15 protein-coding genes are annotated in these 15305 nt (G+C 60.3%); 9 read left to right on the plus strand and 6 right to left on the minus strand.

Translation table 11 applies throughout. The annotated features are described in order from the left end of the window. Window positions 1–73 precede the first annotated feature (73 nt). The 5 genes from AC3WVQ_RS31255 to AC3WVQ_RS31275 form a co-directional block, all read right to left on the minus strand. A complete protein-coding gene (locus AC3WVQ_RS31255) occupies window positions 74–433 on the minus strand; it encodes a cupin domain-containing protein (protein WP_492383435.1) in 360 nt (119 codons plus the stop codon). Between the two features lie 44 nt (window positions 434–477). Then, a complete protein-coding gene (locus tag AC3WVQ_RS31260; protein WP_034801882.1) occupies window positions 478–1218 on the minus strand; it encodes a FadR/GntR family transcriptional regulator in 741 nt (246 codons plus the stop codon). An 80-nt stretch (window positions 1219–1298) separates the two neighbouring features. Then, the gene (locus AC3WVQ_RS31265) at window positions 1299–2036 is read right to left on the minus strand and encodes a FadR/GntR family transcriptional regulator (protein WP_060516792.1); all 738 of its coding nucleotides are present in this window, start codon (window positions 2034–2036) and stop codon (window positions 1299–1301) included. 83 nt (window positions 2037–2119) lie between these two features. Continuing rightward, window positions 2120–3637, minus strand: coding sequence for an aldehyde dehydrogenase (NADP(+)) (locus tag AC3WVQ_RS31270; protein WP_089046267.1), 1518 nt, complete (start codon window positions 3635–3637; stop codon window positions 2120–2122). Between the two features lie 2 nt (window positions 3638–3639). After that, window positions 3640–4434 (minus strand): NAD-dependent epimerase/dehydratase family protein, encoded by a 795-nt coding sequence (locus AC3WVQ_RS31275; RefSeq protein WP_192444527.1) that lies wholly within the window; start codon window positions 4432–4434, stop codon window positions 3640–3642. 85 nt (window positions 4435–4519) lie between these two features. On the opposite strand from AC3WVQ_RS31275, the gene kduI reads away from it, so the two are divergent. The 4 genes from kduI (at window position 4520) to AC3WVQ_RS31295 (ending at window position 8245) form a co-directional block, all read left to right on the plus strand. Next, entirely contained in the window at window positions 4520–5344 is an 825-nt protein-coding gene (gene kduI, locus AC3WVQ_RS31280; RefSeq protein ID WP_112985852.1) for a 5-dehydro-4-deoxy-D-glucuronate isomerase, read from the plus strand. Further along, entirely contained in the window at window positions 5341–6084 is a 744-nt protein-coding gene (gene kduD, locus AC3WVQ_RS31285) for a 2-dehydro-3-deoxy-D-gluconate 5-dehydrogenase KduD (protein WP_060529547.1), read from the plus strand. The genes kduI and kduD overlap by 4 nt, the downstream gene beginning before the upstream one ends. Before the next feature lie 92 nt (window positions 6085–6176). Beyond that, complete coding sequence (gene kdgD / locus AC3WVQ_RS31290; RefSeq protein WP_089046333.1) at window positions 6177–7088, plus strand: 5-dehydro-4-deoxyglucarate dehydratase; 912 nt, start codon at window positions 6177–6179, stop codon at window positions 7086–7088. Between the two features lie 20 nt (window positions 7089–7108). After that, window positions 7109–8245, plus strand: coding sequence for a mandelate racemase/muconate lactonizing enzyme family protein (locus tag AC3WVQ_RS31295; RefSeq protein ID WP_192444526.1), 1137 nt, complete (start codon window positions 7109–7111; stop codon window positions 8243–8245). 123 nt (window positions 8246–8368) lie between these two features. On the opposite strand, the gene AC3WVQ_RS31300 is transcribed toward AC3WVQ_RS31295, so the two are convergent. Next, the gene (locus AC3WVQ_RS31300; RefSeq protein WP_060609433.1) at window positions 8369–9289 is read right to left on the minus strand and encodes a helix-turn-helix domain-containing protein; all 921 of its coding nucleotides are present in this window, start codon (window positions 9287–9289) and stop codon (window positions 8369–8371) included. A 213-nt stretch (window positions 9290–9502) separates the two neighbouring features. On the opposite strand from AC3WVQ_RS31300, the gene AC3WVQ_RS31305 reads away from it, so the two are divergent. The 5 genes from AC3WVQ_RS31305 to pglA all read left to right on the plus strand — a co-directional run bounded on the left by AC3WVQ_RS31305 (window position 9503) and on the right by pglA (window position 15304). Further along, window positions 9503–10384 carry a carbohydrate ABC transporter permease gene (locus AC3WVQ_RS31305; protein ID WP_192444525.1) on the plus strand — a complete coding sequence of 294 codons (882 nt, stop codon included), beginning with the start codon at window positions 9503–9505 and terminating at the stop codon, window positions 10382–10384. A 4-nt stretch (window positions 10385–10388) separates the two neighbouring features. Next, window positions 10389–11273 (plus strand): carbohydrate ABC transporter permease, encoded by an 885-nt coding sequence (locus AC3WVQ_RS31310; protein ID WP_034798658.1) that lies wholly within the window; start codon window positions 10389–10391, stop codon window positions 11271–11273. Window positions 11274–11275: 2 nt separating this feature from the next. After that, window positions 11276–12370, plus strand: coding sequence for an ABC transporter ATP-binding protein (locus AC3WVQ_RS31315; protein WP_034798661.1), 1095 nt, complete (start codon window positions 11276–11278; stop codon window positions 12368–12370). 39 nt (window positions 12371–12409) lie between these two features. Continuing rightward, window positions 12410–13675 carry an ABC transporter substrate-binding protein gene (locus tag AC3WVQ_RS31320; RefSeq protein WP_192444524.1) on the plus strand — a complete coding sequence of 422 codons (1266 nt, stop codon included), beginning with the start codon at window positions 12410–12412 and terminating at the stop codon, window positions 13673–13675. Between the two features lie 75 nt (window positions 13676–13750). Further along, window positions 13751–15304, plus strand: a complete 1554-nt coding sequence (gene pglA / locus AC3WVQ_RS31325) for a polygalacturonase PglA (RefSeq protein ID WP_192444523.1) — start codon at window positions 13751–13753, stop codon at window positions 15302–15304. Window position 15305: the final 1 nt, after the last annotated feature.

Consider the following 15305-nt stretch of genomic DNA (forward strand, 5'->3'; position numbering starts at 1 on the left):
CTGCGGTGAGGCGTTACAGGCTCCAATCCTGTATGACAACTTTCACTGAACCTGTCACAGGTTATGTCGAGTGTCAAGCAGAGCTGACGGAGAGGAAGTCATCTCTGCGGGGTGTGAAGCAGTCGATGAGCTCTCCTGCCTCCAGGCATTCGCAGCCATGTTCCGTGTTTCCGGGGATTACGAGGCTGTCGCCAGTCTTCAATTCATAGGTCTGGCCATTGCGAAAGAAGCGGAATTTGCCGCGCGCCACATAGGTCGATTGCACGTGCGGGTGGCGGTGGAGCTTGCCTTTTGCACCGTTTTCGAAGCGAAAGGAGACGACCATGAGCTCAGGCGAATCTGAAAGCACCTGGCGCGTGACGCCGGTATCGGTCGAAATCGTGGGGAAAGTAGGAAGAGACATGCGGACCTCATAGATGATGTATGACAACATCACCATACATGTCCTTTTGCCTGTATGACAACTCTGCGCGTCTATTAAATTGCGTCGGGGCTCATGGTGCGGGAACGCAAGAGCGCGTTGTACCGATCAAGGCTTCCCCGCAAGTGGGCGCGCATGCGCTCGCGCGCCGCTTCAGCATTGCCTTCGATGATTGCCTCAACGATCTGGCCATGCTCTTCCTGAAGATGGAGGTTGTAGTCCTTCGGGCGCGACCCCGGCGCAGATCCCTGCAACTCGCCGCGCGGAATGATGCCAGTACGGATCAGTTGGAGAAACTCCGGAAAACGCCGGTTTTGCGTGGCTTCCGCAATCGCCAGGTGAAGCTCGAAATCCGCATCGCGCGTAGGATTGCCAGTTGCCAGGCACTCGCCAACACGATGATGGGCCTCAAGGATGGTTTCGATCTGGGCGGGTGAACGGCGCGCGGCCGCCAGCCCTGCCGATTCCACCTCGAAAACCGTCCGAAGTTCAAGAAGCTCTATGACCGACGAAATCCGCTCGGTCTTCAAATCCTTGAAAGGCTGCTCCTTTTCCGGCTTTGTCTCAAGGGCAAATATGCCGGCGCCCTTGCGCGCTTCGACCAGCCCGTCGGCGCGAAGGATGGCAATCGCTTCCCTTACGACTGTACGGCTGACGGAATACTCGCGCGTCAGAGCGCTTTCGCTCGGAAGCCGGTCGCCGGGGCGAAACACGCCTTCCGCCAGATCGCGACGCAGCGCGGCGCTGATTTTTGCCGCAAGCGACGTGCCACGCTCCATAGTGTTTACGGCTTCCATTTTCGTCCCAACATGCTCAAACCTGTCTGGCATGTTAGTCGTAATCTGTTCGAATGCAAGTGCGGCTCTCTCAACCAGTGCTAGCGCAAGGTTCGCAGCATGGAGCGATATCGTGTCTGGCTGTTCTTCAGGTGATCGCGCATGGCCGCGCGAGCCTGTTCCTCATCCCCGCTTTGGACCGCGTCGAGTATCGCCTCGTGTTCATCGAGAAGCCGGCGCATCTCGACGGAGGGAAGGGCGGCTTCCTCTCCCTCGCGGGCGACCGCACGGCGCGGGATGACAGCCGGCCCGAGCACATGGAGAAACTCGGCAAACCTTGGATTGTTCGTCGCTTCGGCAATGGCGAGATGAAAAGCAAAATCGGTTTCGGCGGTCGGCTCACCACTTTCGGCGCGGATGCGAAATGCTTCGAACGCTTCGATAATTTTGCCTTCCTGTCCCGGGGAGCGGCGAAGTGCGGCCAACCCGGCCGCATCGCCTTCGACTGCCGTTCTGATTTCCAGCATCTCGATCAATGATGAGACGCGGGCGAGATCGACGTTGTGAAACGAATTTCTTGCGGCCGGGGCAGGCTCCAGCACGAAAACGCCGACGCCATGTCGTGCCTCGACCAATCCGTCGGAACGCAGTGCTGCAATCGCTTCTCTTACGACAGTGCGGCTGACGTTAAATTCCTTGGTCAGTTGCGCCTCTGATGGCAGGCGGTCGCCGGGCCGGTAGCGGCCCTCGGCGATATGGGACCGCAGAACGTCGGTAACCTTTGCCACCAGGGTCCTGGGCTGCGGGGCGTTCGTATCGGAAGCAGTCGCTATCGTCATGTGGTTGCCCGGTTCCAGGATGTGGCGGCACCTGCCGCTTCATCTCTGGATACGCCAAAGATGGCGGACGAGGCAATCGCTCCTCAATCCGATAGCAAATCAGCAGGCAAAAGCCCGTCAGGTACATTCTGATAGGATACGGGCCTCAGAAACCTGCGGATCGCCATAGTTCCGACCGAGGTCGCGCCGAAATTCGTAGAGGCCGGATAGGGCCCGCCATGAACCATGGCGTCGCAGACTTCCACGCCCGTGGGAAATCCGTTCACGAGAAGACGGCCGGCCTTGCGCTCCAGGATCGGCATAAGTTGGCGTGCAAGATCGGTGTCTCCGTCGTTGAGATGAAGAGTTGCAGTCAGCTGGCCATCGAAACTCCTGGCGACGACGACCAGTTCTTCAATGCTTTCGGCCGTGACGATGAGGCCGAGCGGGCCGAAGACTTCTTCTGAAAGCGTATGGTTGGCGAGCCAGTCCCGTGCAGAGACGAGGAAGAGATTGGGTGTGACGTTGCGCCGATCGCAGCTGGATGTGAAGACGTCGCGAACGCCGCGGCCTGAGGCAATGCGATTGCGCCCATCGCGATACGCTTTGGCAATTCCATCCGTCAACATCACTTGTGCGCCGATCTGCGAAAGCGCCGCACGCACGCTTTCCGCAAACGCTGGCGCCTCGCCTGCTGCGATCACGGCAATGCCTGGATTGGTGCAGAATTGTCCGGCGCCCATCGTCAACGAGCTTGCCCAACCCTTGGCGATTTCCTCGCAGCGGACCTTGCCGGCTTCGGGCAGGATGAACATCGGGTTGACCGAACCCAGTTCGCCGAAGAAGGGGATTGGTTCCGGGCGCTTCGCACATAGGTCGAAAAGCGCGCGGCCACCCGCAAGCGAGCCGGTAAAGCCGACGGCCTTGATGAGGGGATGTGTAACGAGGCCAGTGCCGACGTCCCGGCGACCGCCCTGGATGAGTGAGAATACGCCGGGGTGAAGCCCTTGCTTCCTGATCGCTGCGTGGGCAGCCTCGGCAACCACTTCGCTCGTCCCAGGATGGGCTGAATGGCCCTTCACGATGACCGGGCACCCGGCGGCAAGAGCCGACGCGGTATCGCCGCCCATTGTCGAGAAAGCCAGCGGAAAATTGGAGGCACCGAACACCGCAACCGGACCGACAGGTCGCTGAAGCAGTCGGATGTCGGGGCGCGGCAGGGGCTTTCTGTCCGGCAGCGCTTCATCGTGGCGTCTGTCGAGATAGTCGCCCTTTCCGAGATGGGCTGCAAAAAGTCGGAGCTGGCCGGTGGTGCGTCCACGTTCTCCTTCTAGCCGGGCGGGCGGCAGACCGGTTTCTGCACTGCCGATCTCGGTAATGGCCGCCCCGCGGCTTTCTATCTCATCGGCAATCGTTTCTAGAAATGCCGCGCGCTCTTTCCGGCTTGAATGGCCATAGGACCAGAAGGCATCCTCGGCCGATTTTGCGGCCCTGTCGACCAGATCCGGCGTGCCGACGGAAAAGTCAAACGCGGCACCATGGGCCGGTTCGCTGCTGAATGTCTGCTCGGTCGCGATCCACTCGCCCGCAACCAGGTGTTTGCCGTGAGGGGTGAAGGTCATTGTCACTCCTTGAAGATAGGATTGTCGGTAAAGGCACCGCCTTGAAAGCGCGCCATTGATTTGTCGGGAGTTGGTTTCGCGGCGTTCGTTTCGATTTTCTCGCGCCAGGCCTCGGCGTTGTCTTTCGCCCTCCAGCCGAGCCAAGCCAGATGCGAATTGTCCCACCAGCAGCTGTCGTTTGCTGAAACGCCCCAAATGACCGGGCAACCAAGCACTGGGGAGCGGAAAGCGGCTTCGATCAGCGATGCGAAATCGCCATGAGAAAACCAGGTCGACAGCATCCGATGGTCCATCGGCTCAGTTGTACAGGAGCCGATGCGCACCAGTGCTGTCTCCTGTCCGAACTTGTCGAAGTACAGGCGGGCGAGCGATTCACCGAAGCATTTGGACACACCATAGAGCCCGTCGGGGCGAAACGGTGCATCGGGCCCAAGTCGATCAGTCTGCGGATAGTAGCCGATCGTGTGGTTTGAACTTGCAAAGATGATGCGGGGCAAGCCATGGGCGCGCGCGGCCTCGTAGAGATTGTAGAGGCCGACGATGTTGCCGGTGACAACCTCGTCGAACGGGCGTTCGACGGAGATCCCGCCCAGATGCACGATACCGTCGCAGCCCGCCACCATCGCGTCGACGGCCCATGGTTCGGCGAGATCGCAGTGCATCCATTCCTCGTTGGGGCCGGTGACATCAGCCGGTGCGATGTCGGCAAGACGGATTGTTTCGGCAAGCAACGCCAGTCGCGGTCGCAAGGCGCGGCCAAGCGCGCCAGCCGCGCCCGTGATCAGGAGGCGTTTCATTCGGGTCTTGACCTTGAACAAGTTATCATACAATACGGACTTACATGTATTATCTCTTGTTCGCAATACCTCAAAGGAGGACCGAATGCTGACCGTCGAAACAAGGCAGGCCGTTAATCCGGACTATGCGCGAGCGCTCGATACAGAAGGCTTGCGTAAGCATTTCCTGGCGCAGGATATGTTCCGCCCCGGTGAGATCCGGCTGGTCTACACGCACTACGATCGCTTCGTTATGGGAGGTGCCGTTCCTAACGGTGCTGCGCTGACGCTCGATCGGGTCGAGGAAACGAAGACGCCGTCCTTCCTTGACCGGCGCGAAATGGGTGTCGTGAACATCGGTGAGGCCGGTACGGTGACAGCCGGTGATGAGACATACGCGCTCAACCGCGGCGATGTGCTCTATCTCGGGGCCGGTTCTGGTGCGGTGACGTTTGCCGGACGCGGACGTTTCTACATCGTCTCCTGCCCGGCGCACCGCAGCCTGCCGGCGCGGCTTGTGACACTCGGTGAAAGCAAGGAGGTCAAGCTTGGCGCGATGGAAACCTCCAACAAGCGGACCATCAATCAGTTCATCCACCCGCTCGTGATGGAAAGCTGCCAGCTCGTGCTCGGCTACACAACGCTCGAAGACGGCTCCGTTTGGAACACGATCCCCTCCCACGTGCATGATCGCCGCATGGAGGCCTATCTCTATTTCGGTATGGACGAAAAATCTCGCGTGCTCCATCTGATGGGTGAGCCACAGCAGACGAGGCATCTGTTTATCGCCAACGAGGAAGGCGCGATCTCGCCGCCATGGTCGATCCACTCGGGCGCGGGCATCGGCTCTTATACCTTCATCTGGGCGATGGCCGGCGACAACGTCGATTACACGGATATGGATTTCATTCAACCGGCGGATCTGCGATGAAAAACCTCTTTTCTCTTGAAGGACATAAGGCTCTCGTCACAGGGGCGAATACTGGTCTTGGCCAAGCGATCGCGGTTGGCCTGGCTCAGGCGGGCGCTGAGGTTGTCTGCGCCGCGCGCAGGGCGCCCGACGAGACCCTTGCGCTCATCGACAAGGCCGGGGGAAGGGCGACTGCACTGGCGCTTGATTTCGCCAATCCGATGGCGGCAACCGGAGTATTTGCCGGTGCGGGATTCGACATTCTCGTCAACAACGCCGGAATCATCCGTCGCGCTGACGCGGTTGATTTTTCCGAAGCTGATTGGGATGCAGTCATGGATGTCAACCTCAAGGCACTGTTCTTCACGACCCAGGCTTTTGCCAAGGAGCTGCTTGCGAAGGGCATGTCCGGCAAGGTGGTCAACATCGCGTCGCTGCTTTCCTTCCAGGGCGGAATTCGCGTACCGTCCTACACCGCCGCCAAGCATGGCGTTGTGGGCGTCACGAAGCTTCTCGCCAACGAATGGGCGTCAAAAGGCATCAACGTCAATGCGGTTGCGCCCGGCTATATCGAGACCAACAACACCGAGGCTTTAAGGGCAGATCCTGAACGTAGCAAGGCAATACTCGAGCGGATTCCGGCGGGCCGCTGGGGGCGCTCCGAAGACATTGCGGGTGCGACCGTGTTTCTGTCTTCGGCGGCTGCGAACTACATCCATGGTGCGGTGTTGAATGTCGATGGCGGTTGGCTGGCGCGCTAAAATAACTTGTATGATGAGTTGTATGATGACTATTGACATTGGTGTGATATCCCGATTATCTGGGGCTATCAACCATAGAGGAAATCAACGTTATGAACCCTGAGCAGATCAAGGCCGCGCTTGGATCGGGCCTGCTTTCGTTCCCGGTGACGCATTTCGATGCGGAGGGTCGGTTTGCGCCGGACAGCTATCGGGCGCATGTCGAGTGGCTGGCCGGCTACAAGGCGCCGGTTCTGTTTGCGGCCGGTGGCACCGGCGAGTTCTTTTCGCTGAAGCCGGACGAGATCCCCGGCATCGTCAGGGCGGCCAAGGACGTTTCCGGCGACACGGCGATCGTATCGGGCTGCGGCTATGGCACGGAGATGGCGGTCGACATCGCTCGTTCGGTCGAGCGCGTCGGTGCCGACGGCATCCTGCTTCTGCCGCACTATCTGATCGATGCGCCGCAGGAAGGGCTTTATGCCCATGTGAAGACGATCTGCCAGTCGGTCGGCATCGGCGTCATGGTCTATAATCGCGACAACGCGGTGCTGCAGGCCGATACGCTCGCAAGGCTGTGCGACGAATGCCCGAACCTGATCGGCTTCAAGGATGGCACCGGCGACATCGGGCTGGTGCGCCAGGTCACCGCCAAGATGGGCGACCGGCTGATGTATCTCGGCGGCATGCCGACGGCCGAACTGTTTGCCGAGGCCTATCTCGGTGCCGGCTTCACCACCTATTCCTCGGCCGTCTTCAACTTCGTGCCCGGCCTTGCCAATGAGTTCTATGCCGCCCTTCGCGCCGGCGAGCGCGCCACCTGCGAGCGCATCCTCAACGACTTCTTCTATCCGTTCATGGCCATCCGCAACCGCGCCAAGGGCTATGCGGTGTCGGCGATCAAGGCCGGCGTGCGGCTGCAGGGTTTTGATGCCGGTCCGGTGCGTGCGCCGCTGAAAGACTTGACCGAGGAGGAAGTCGCCATGCTCGACGCGCTCATCGGTGCGAACAAGCGTCAGAAATGAGTGTTTTGCGAGGATAGCCCATGAAGATCGTCGCCGTCCGCACCCACCTTCTCGAACATCGGCTGGCCGTGCCGTTCGAAAGCGCCTCCATGCGTTTTGACCGTCGCGCCCATGTGCTGGTCGAGATCGAGTGCGACGACGGCACGATCGGCTGGGGCGAGTGCCTCGGCCCGGCGCGGCCGAATGCGGCGGTGGTTGCGGCGTACACGACCTGGCTGATCGGCCAGGACCCGCGCCAGACGGAAAAGCTCTGGGCGATCCTCTACAACGCGCTGCGCGATCAGGGGCAGCGCGGGCTTGCGGTCACCGCCCTTTCCGGCATCGATATCGCGCTCTGGGATATCAAGGGCAAACACTATCGTGCCTCCGTCTCCATGCTGCTTGGCGGGCGCTGGCGCGAGAGCGTGCGCGCCTATGCGACCGGCAGCTTCAAGCGCGATGGCGTCGACCGGGTCTCCGACAATGCGCTGGAGATGGCCGAGCGCCGGGCGCAAGGCTTCCATGCCTGCAAGATCAAGATCGGCTTCGGCATCGACGAAGATCTGCGGGTCATCCGCGCGGTGCGCGAGGCGATCGGCGACGAGATGCGGCTGATGATCGACGCCAACCACGGCTACACCGTCACCGAGGCGATCCGGCTTGGCAAGGCGGCGGCCGACTACGACATCGACTGGTTCGAGGAGCCGGTCGTGCCGGAACAGCTTTCCGCCTATCGCGCGGTCAGGGCCGGCCAGCCGATCCCGGTTGCCGGCGGCGAGACCTGGCATGGCCGCTATGGCATGTGGCCGGCGATCGAAAGCCGTGCCGTCGATATCCTGCAGCCGGATCTCTGCGGCTGCGGCGGTTTTTCCGAGATGGCGAAGATCACGAGCCTTGCGACGCTGCACGGCGTTCGCATCGTGCCGCATGTCTGGGGCACGGGCGTGCATATCGCTGCCGCGCTGCAGTTCATGGCGGCGATGACGCCGGATCCGGTGCGGGTCAACCCGATCGAACCGATCCTGGAGTTCGACCGGACGGAAAATCCGTTCCGGCAGGCGGTGCTGAAGGCGCCGATCGAGGCGGTCGACGGTGTCGTTGCCATCCCCGATGCACCCGGCCTTGGCATCGAGATCGATCGTGACGCGCTCGCCAGGTTCAAGATGCCCGAGACATGAGAGTGTTGTTGACATGCGCGCCGACCAGGGCCATGTCCGAAATTGCCGGGTATGTTCTCCCACATCATCGCGGCGAGACACATGGGTGCTTGTCTGTCCGGCTTAGCGCCAACACACTTCGAGCTAGTCGGCCGCAAGCCCGTCGGCAAGTACCAGGGCCTGTTCGCGCTCGTCGAGGTGCATGAGGCCGCCATCTCGGCTTTGGCGAACCCTTTTCATGTGATCGCGTGGACTGAGACCCAGAGTTCGCTTGAACATGCGTGAGAAGTAGTAGGGGTCGGGATAGCCGACTTCCGCGGCCGCAGAGGAAACCGAAAGCCCTGCTTCGAGAAAGTGCATCGCCCGCTCCATGCGTTTCAGTTCCTGGTACTTGCGCGGCGTGCGCGCCACGCGCTTTTGGAATTCCCGCAGGAAATAATCGCGATTGTAGGGTGATGCCTCAACCGCTTTCGTCGCAATATCCGGGTCGAGCGGATTGGCGGAGATCATCGTTGCGGCCTTCATGACAGCGAGATCGATCGCGTCTGCCCCCTCGGGCTGGTAGGTGGCATGGTCTCGCCACCCGATGAACGCATCCTCGATGAAAGCGATCAACAGAACCATGAACAGGTGGTGCTGGCCAAGCGTCACGGAAGAGGGCGGCGCGCTTTGACGATAGTGGCGCGCCAACGGCTCAAGCAACCCCCACCGCGCCAGTCTCAACTTCGGCACCAAATCCATCTGCTCGACCAGGTTGTGGCGGCCGTAAATATCAAGAGTGAAATGCTGGGCGAGGCCAAGATACGTCTCCGGTCCCTCGCTCCATCCGATGAAGCGCTGGCCGCGCGAAATCAGCATGGCATCACCCGGCTCCATCACGCGTGGCTCGCCGTCGACCAGATAGTGGCCGCGCCCTTCAAGGCAGATGACGAGGTCGTCGACCGGGTTCGACTTGTCGATGCGCCAAGTCTGCGAATGCTCCATCCGGATAGCAGCGCGGGTCAGATTAAGCGTCAGCGCCGCCGGTGGAATAGCTGAGAGAATTCCACCTTCAATTTCGTCCATCTTTTTCCTCGCCTTTGTGAATTCATTCTGCGACAAAAATACGTGAATGTCATCGCAGAAATGCATGCACGCACCGCATCGAACTGGGAGGAGATCGGTCAGCGGACGGGAAGGAGGCTACAGCCTGCGCCTGTCTGCGCCGTTCCGGGAGCGTAATTTGTACGAAACCGTATCTAAAATGGCCGCTCTGCAGTGCCGTCCGGGAGGGCCGGCATGAAAGGGCATCGTCTTTTAGGGCTTGGCTATCTGGCGCCCTACATTATCGGCCTCTTGATCTTCACGGCCATTCCGTTCATCGGCTCATTCTATCTCAGCTTCACGAGTTACGACTTGATGAGCGAGCCGCGCTGGACAGGTGTCGCCAACTACGAGCGGCTGTTTACCCGCGACCGGACTTTCATCAAGTCGCTGAACGTAACGCTGCTTTACGTGTTCATTACCGTGCCTTTGAAGCTCGCCTTTGCGCTCTTCATCGCTGCAATTCTAAACCACAGGTTGAAATTCATCGGTCTTTTTCGAACGGCGTTCTATGTGCCTTCAATCCTTGGGGGGTCGATCGCGATTGCCGTTTTGTGGCGTTATGTCTTCGCTTCGCAGGGCCTTGCGAACATGGCGCTTTCGACCCTTGGTATCGCGCCCGTCGATTGGTTCGGCGATCCCGTGAATGCGCTTTTCACCATCACGCTGCTGCGCTGCTGGCAGTTCGGCTCGGCCATGGTGATCTTTCTTGCCGCCCTTCAATCGATCGACAAGTCACTTTATGAAGCGGCCGCCATCGACGGCGCCGGCAAAGTGCGCACCTTCTTCTGGATCACCCTACCGCTGCTAACGCCGGTTATTTTCTTCAACTTGATCATGCAGATGGTTCAGGCGTTCCAGGAGTTTAACGGCCCTTACATCATCACCCAGGGCGGCCCACTCAAGGCGACCTATCTACTGCCGATCTACATTTATGACGAGGCTTTCAAGAAGTTCAACATGGGCTACGCCTCGTCTATCGCCTGGGTGCTCTTCGCCATCATCACTGTGCTGACCCTTGTTGCCTTCTGGTCCTCCAAGAAGTGGGTCTATTACGCCGGCGACAAGAGGAGCTGACGAGATGACCGAGTTTCAAGCTCTCAACGATCGCGTGGCTGCACGCAGGGCAAGGGTCCGCCTGATCTCCACGGCGGTTCGCTATGTGCTTCTGTTTTCTGTTGGGTTCGTCATGCTCTACCCGCTGATCTGGCTGGTAGGCGCGAGTTTCAAGACGAATTCGGAGATCTTTTCTGGTGCTGGTTTCATGCCGGCAAATCCGACGGCTGACGGCTATGTAAAGGGCTGGCAGACGTCGACGCCCTATACGTTCGGCCGGTTCTTCTGGAATTCCTTCCTGATCATTCTGCCCAAGGTCATCGGTACGGCGATCTCATGCACGATGGCGGCTTATGCCTTCGCAAGGTTCGACTTTCCGCTGAAGAAGATCCTCTTCGGTTCGGTCATTGCCATCCTGCTTCTGCCAAATGTTGTAACCCGCATTCCGCAGTATATTCTCTTTCGCGATCTCGGCTGGCTCGACACGTTCCTGCCGCTCTGGGTACCTTCCGCCTTTGCGGGCGATGCCTTCTTCGTCTTCATGCTGGTGCAGTTCCTGCGCTCGCTTCCGGCGGATATGGAAGAGGCCGCTCGTGTTGACGGCGCAAACAGTCTCCAGACGCTGGTCTACATCGTCGTGCCGATGCTCGCGCCGGCGCTGATCTCTGTCTGCCTGTTTCAGTTCATGTGGACCATGAACGACTTCCTGGGACCGCTGATTTACCTGTCATCGGTCGACAAATATCCCGTGAGCCTCGCGCTCAAACTTTCCATCGACACCACCGAAGCCTTCGAATGGAACCGCATTCTCGCAATGTCGGTGCTGACGATCACGCCTGCCTTGGTCGTCTTCTTCGCTGCGCAACGGTACTTCATTGAAGGGATCTCCTCTGGGGGAGTCAAAGGCTGAACATGGCTAAGGTCCAATTGAAGAACCTCGAAAAGGTCTACGGCAACGCATTCAAGGCCGTGCACGGGATCAATCTCGATATCGAGGATGGCGAGTTCATGGTCTTCGTCGGTCCCTCTGGCTGCGCCAAGTCCACCACATTGCGCATGGTCGCGGGGCTCGAGGAGATTTCGGGAGGCGAGGTCGTGATCGGCGACCAGCGGGTTAACGACCTGCCGCCCGGCAAACGCTCCATCGCAATGGTGTTCCAGAACTATGCACTGTACCCGCACATGAAAGTGCGCGGCAATCTGGCCTTCGGGTTGAAGATTGCCGGCAAGCCGAAGGCGGAGATCGACGCGGCTATCGCTCACGTAGCCAAGATCCTTGAAATCGAGCCGTTGCTCGATCGGTTGCCGAAGCAGCTCTCCGGCGGCCAGGCCCAGCGCGTGGCGCTCGGGCGTGCATTGATCAAGAAGCCCGGCGTCTTCCTGTTCGACGAGCCGCTGTCCAACCTCGACGCCAAGCTGCGTGCCTCGATGCGTGTCCGCATCACCGACCTGCACCGCCAGCTCAAGGCCGAAGGCTTATCCTCAACGGTCATTTACGTGACACATGACCAGACCGAGGCGATGACGATGGGCGACCGCATCTGCGTCATGCAGGCGGGCCACATCATGCAGGTCGCCGCGCCGAAGGAGCTCTACAATCGCCCGGCGAACCTTTTTGTCGCTGGCTTCATCGGCAGCCCCGAGATGAACCTTGTCGATGCCGAACTTGTCGACGGGCATCTTTCGATCGGGACCCAGCGCCTGCCGCTCGGCTCCAACCTTCAAGCAAGGCTCTCGGCGAGGCCGGCAGAGGCGGTGCTCGGCATGCGCCCGCAGCACCTCTCACTCGCCACCGACGGCCCTGCGTTCACAGCGAAACTCACGAATGCCGAGTTCATGGGCCATGAAGTCTACCTTCACGCCGATCTCGAGGGTCGAAAGCTGGTGAGTGTAGTGGGCGCCGCCGAATTCGAGGCTCTTGGCCGCTCCGATCTGATCCGGCTGCGCCCGGACCCCAGAAAGCTTCATGTTTTCGACAAGACCGATGGCCGCAACGTGTCGCTTTGAGGAGGCGATGCGTCGTTCAATTTCAAGGAGGAGAAACCAATGAGAATGACAGTAAAGATCGCTGCGCTCGCCAGCGTTGCATATGGCGCTCTCGCGCTCGCCACGGCAGCGCACGCCGCTGAGCTACGCATGGCGTGGTGGGGCGGCGAGAGCCGCCACGTTGCCACCCAGAAGGCGATCGCAGCTTGCGGTGAAAAATATGGCCATACCGTCAAAGGCGAGTTCACTGGTTTTGACGGCTACCTCGAAAAGTTAACGACCCAAATGGCCGGCAAGACCGAGGCCGATATCGTGCAGGTCAATTGGCCGTGGCTGCCGCTGTTTTCGAAAAATGGTGACGGTTTTGCGGACCTGCGGACGCTCCAGGCGATCGATCTTTCCAACTGGAGCGAAGCCGATCTCGCGGCGGCCTCAATGAACGGCGTCTTGCAGGGGCTTTCCGTCTCGACCACCGGCCGCGTCTTCTTCTTCAACGCCACGACCTTCGAGAAGGCCGGGGTGCCTATCCCGAAAACCTGGGAAGAGTTCTTCGCTACGACGGCAACGATTAAGGAGAAGCTTGGCAAGGACTATTACACCTTCAACGCCGTCAAGGAGACCGCGCAACTTCTAACGACATTGGCCGTCGTCCAGAAGACCGGAAAGGATCTCGTCGATCCTGAGACCAACCGTGTCGCCTGGACACCTGAGGAGCTGGCTGAAGGCATTTCCTTCCTCGGCAAGCTGGTCGAGACCGGCGCCATTCGCTCCCAGAAGGAAGAGGCCGCCGACGGCAACGTCAATCTGTTCGAGAAACCCTCCTGGGCCGAGGGGAAGGTCGCCGGTTCCTATGAATGGGATTCGACCTATTCCAAGTATGCCGACCCGTTGAAGGACGGTCAGGTGTTGACGCCCGTGCCGATGCTCAAGCTTGCTGATGCGGTAACGGACGGCGTCTATCGCAAGCCCTCCATGGTGTTCTCGATCTCGAAGAATTCGAAGGACCCAGCGGCTGCGGCGCAAATCGTCAACTGCCTGTTGAACGAGCCGGAGGGGATCGATGCACTCGGTACCTCTCGCGGCCTGCCGGCGTCGAAGGCCGCTGCCGCTCGCCTTGGTGAAAAGGGCGAGCCCGAGGTGCGGGCCGCCAATGCCATCGTGCTGGCCGCCGGCGGGCCGACGGTTTCGCCGTTCAATGAACACCCAGAGATCCGCGCCGCCTTCATCGATACGCTCGAGGAATACGCCTACGGGCAGCTCGATGCCAAGGAGGCGGCAGAACAGATCATCGATACGGTGAACGACGTTCTCGCCAAGTTTGACTGATCGCTAAGACTGCCCGCCGTTGCTTGTCGCGGCGGGCGTCCCTGCGCCCTGCGGGAAGCCTACACGAGAGAGATCATGACCCGACCATCCATCATCGCGCTGTCGGCGCGAACGGCGGCGTTTTGCCTGGCGGCACGCGGAGCGCTATACCACCTGCCGGCGACAGCGAAGTGGCGCCTTTCCTCGTCCGACGGGGACAATCAGATGCGGCAGGGAGAGACCTCCCTTGCTGTGCCTCTGCTGCACGAGCTTCAACCTCGCACACGTTACTGCTTCGAAGCGGAAGGGTTTGAAGCGGTCGAGTTTGACACCCCGTCCTGCGCGGGGCTCGTCGACGCCGCCGAGTTTGGTCTTGTCCTTGATGTTCTTCCCGAGGATTTCGACGGTGCCCGCCGGAATGCGGCTGCTTTGAGAGAGGCCGTTGCTGCGGTTCCGGTGGGCGGTACGTTGAGGGTGCCGGCTGGGGTCTGGACGGCATTTCCGGTCAAACTCAAGAGCCACATGACTTTCCACCTTTCCCAAGGGGCGGTCTTGCGAGCGCCGTCGGTGCGGCGCGGATGGCCCATCCTGCCCGCCCGTGACGCGTCCGGCCGGATGTTGGGGAGCTGGGAAGGCCTTCCGGCCGACTGTTTCGCAGCTCCGCTCCATGCCGTTGGCGTGAAAGAGTTGACAATCGAGGGGCAGGGCACGCTCGACGGTTCCGGTGATAGGGGCGACTGGTGGACCTGGCCGAAAGAAACGCGTGACGGTGCACGCCGCCCGCGCGGCCTTCATCTCGTTTCCTGCTCAAATGTGCAGCTCCTTGGCTTTGCCATCCGGAATGCGCCCTCCTGGACGATCCACCCGCAGGGCTGCAGGCAATTGACGGCGGCAGGACTATTCATTTCCGCTCCGTTCGACAGCCCAAATACCGATGGCTTCAATCCTGAAAGTTGTCGCGACGTGACAATCACCGGCGTGCGCTTTTCCGTCGGGGATGATTGCATCGCCGTGAAGGCCGGCAAACGCGGCCCAAATGGTGAGGATGACCATTTGAGCGAAACGCGTGGCGTGCGGGTGAGCCACTGCTTGATGGAGCGTGGCCACGGGGGGCTCGTCATTGGTTCGGAAATGTCTGGCGGCGTGCACGACGTTTCGATCGAGAATTGCGCCATGGTCGGTACAGATCGCGGCCTGCGCCTTAAGACGCGGCGCGGCCGTGGTGGAGCGATCACCGATATCGCTATGCGCAGCGTTCTTATGGACGGCGTCGAGACCGCGCTTTCTGCCAACGCACACTACCATTGCGATGCCGACGGCCACGACGCCTGGGTGCAATCCCGCCAGCCGGCTCCAGTCGATGTGGGCACGCCTGTCATCGACGGCGTCACGATCGAGAATGTCGAGATCCGGAAGTTGGCCCATGTCGCCGGTACCTTCCTTGGCCTGCCGGAGGCCCCAATCCGCAACATCAAAATTCGTCGGCTCAAGATCGTCTCCTTCAACTACGAGGCCACAGCCGCTCCTCCTGTCATGGCCGACGGGATCCGACCGATGCGGCATGAAACGATCGTCTCGGAACAAGCGGACGTCGATTGCGACGAGCCGGCGCTCCTGAGCACCGCCGCGATATCAACGCACTTCGAGTGAG

It is taken from the genome of Ensifer sp. EB106-05-01-XG146, from assembly GCF_058791875.1.

Coding starts and splice junctions, on each gene's coding strand:
- AC3WVQ_RS31255 (WP_492383435.1), bottom strand. CDS start 433: ATGTTGTCATACATCATCTATGAGGTCCGCATGTCTCTTCCTACTTTC.
- AC3WVQ_RS31260 (WP_034801882.1), bottom strand. CDS start 1,218: ATGGAAGCCGTAAACACTATGGAGCGTGGCACGTCGCTTGCGGCAAAA.
- AC3WVQ_RS31265 (WP_060516792.1), bottom strand. CDS start 2,036: ATGACGATAGCGACTGCTTCCGATACGAACGCCCCGCAGCCCAGGACC.
- AC3WVQ_RS31270 (WP_089046267.1), bottom strand. CDS start 3,637: ATGACCTTCACCCCTCACGGCAAACACCTGGTTGCGGGCGAGTGGATC.
- AC3WVQ_RS31275 (WP_192444527.1), bottom strand. CDS start 4,434: ATGAAACGCCTCCTGATCACGGGCGCGGCTGGCGCGCTTGGCCGCGCC.
- kduI (WP_112985852.1), top strand. CDS start 4,520: ATGCTGACCGTCGAAACAAGGCAGGCCGTTAATCCGGACTATGCGCGA.
- kduD (WP_060529547.1), top strand. CDS start 5,341: ATGAAAAACCTCTTTTCTCTTGAAGGACATAAGGCTCTCGTCACAGGG.
- kdgD (WP_089046333.1), top strand. CDS start 6,177: ATGAACCCTGAGCAGATCAAGGCCGCGCTTGGATCGGGCCTGCTTTCG.
- AC3WVQ_RS31295 (WP_192444526.1), top strand. CDS start 7,109: ATGAAGATCGTCGCCGTCCGCACCCACCTTCTCGAACATCGGCTGGCC.
- AC3WVQ_RS31300 (WP_060609433.1), bottom strand. CDS start 9,289: ATGGACGAAATTGAAGGTGGAATTCTCTCAGCTATTCCACCGGCGGCG.
- AC3WVQ_RS31305 (WP_192444525.1), top strand. CDS start 9,503: ATGAAAGGGCATCGTCTTTTAGGGCTTGGCTATCTGGCGCCCTACATT.
- AC3WVQ_RS31310 (WP_034798658.1), top strand. CDS start 10,389: ATGACCGAGTTTCAAGCTCTCAACGATCGCGTGGCTGCACGCAGGGCA.
- AC3WVQ_RS31315 (WP_034798661.1), top strand. CDS start 11,276: ATGGCTAAGGTCCAATTGAAGAACCTCGAAAAGGTCTACGGCAACGCA.
- AC3WVQ_RS31320 (WP_192444524.1), top strand. CDS start 12,410: ATGAGAATGACAGTAAAGATCGCTGCGCTCGCCAGCGTTGCATATGGC.
- pglA (WP_192444523.1), top strand. CDS start 13,751: ATGACCCGACCATCCATCATCGCGCTGTCGGCGCGAACGGCGGCGTTT.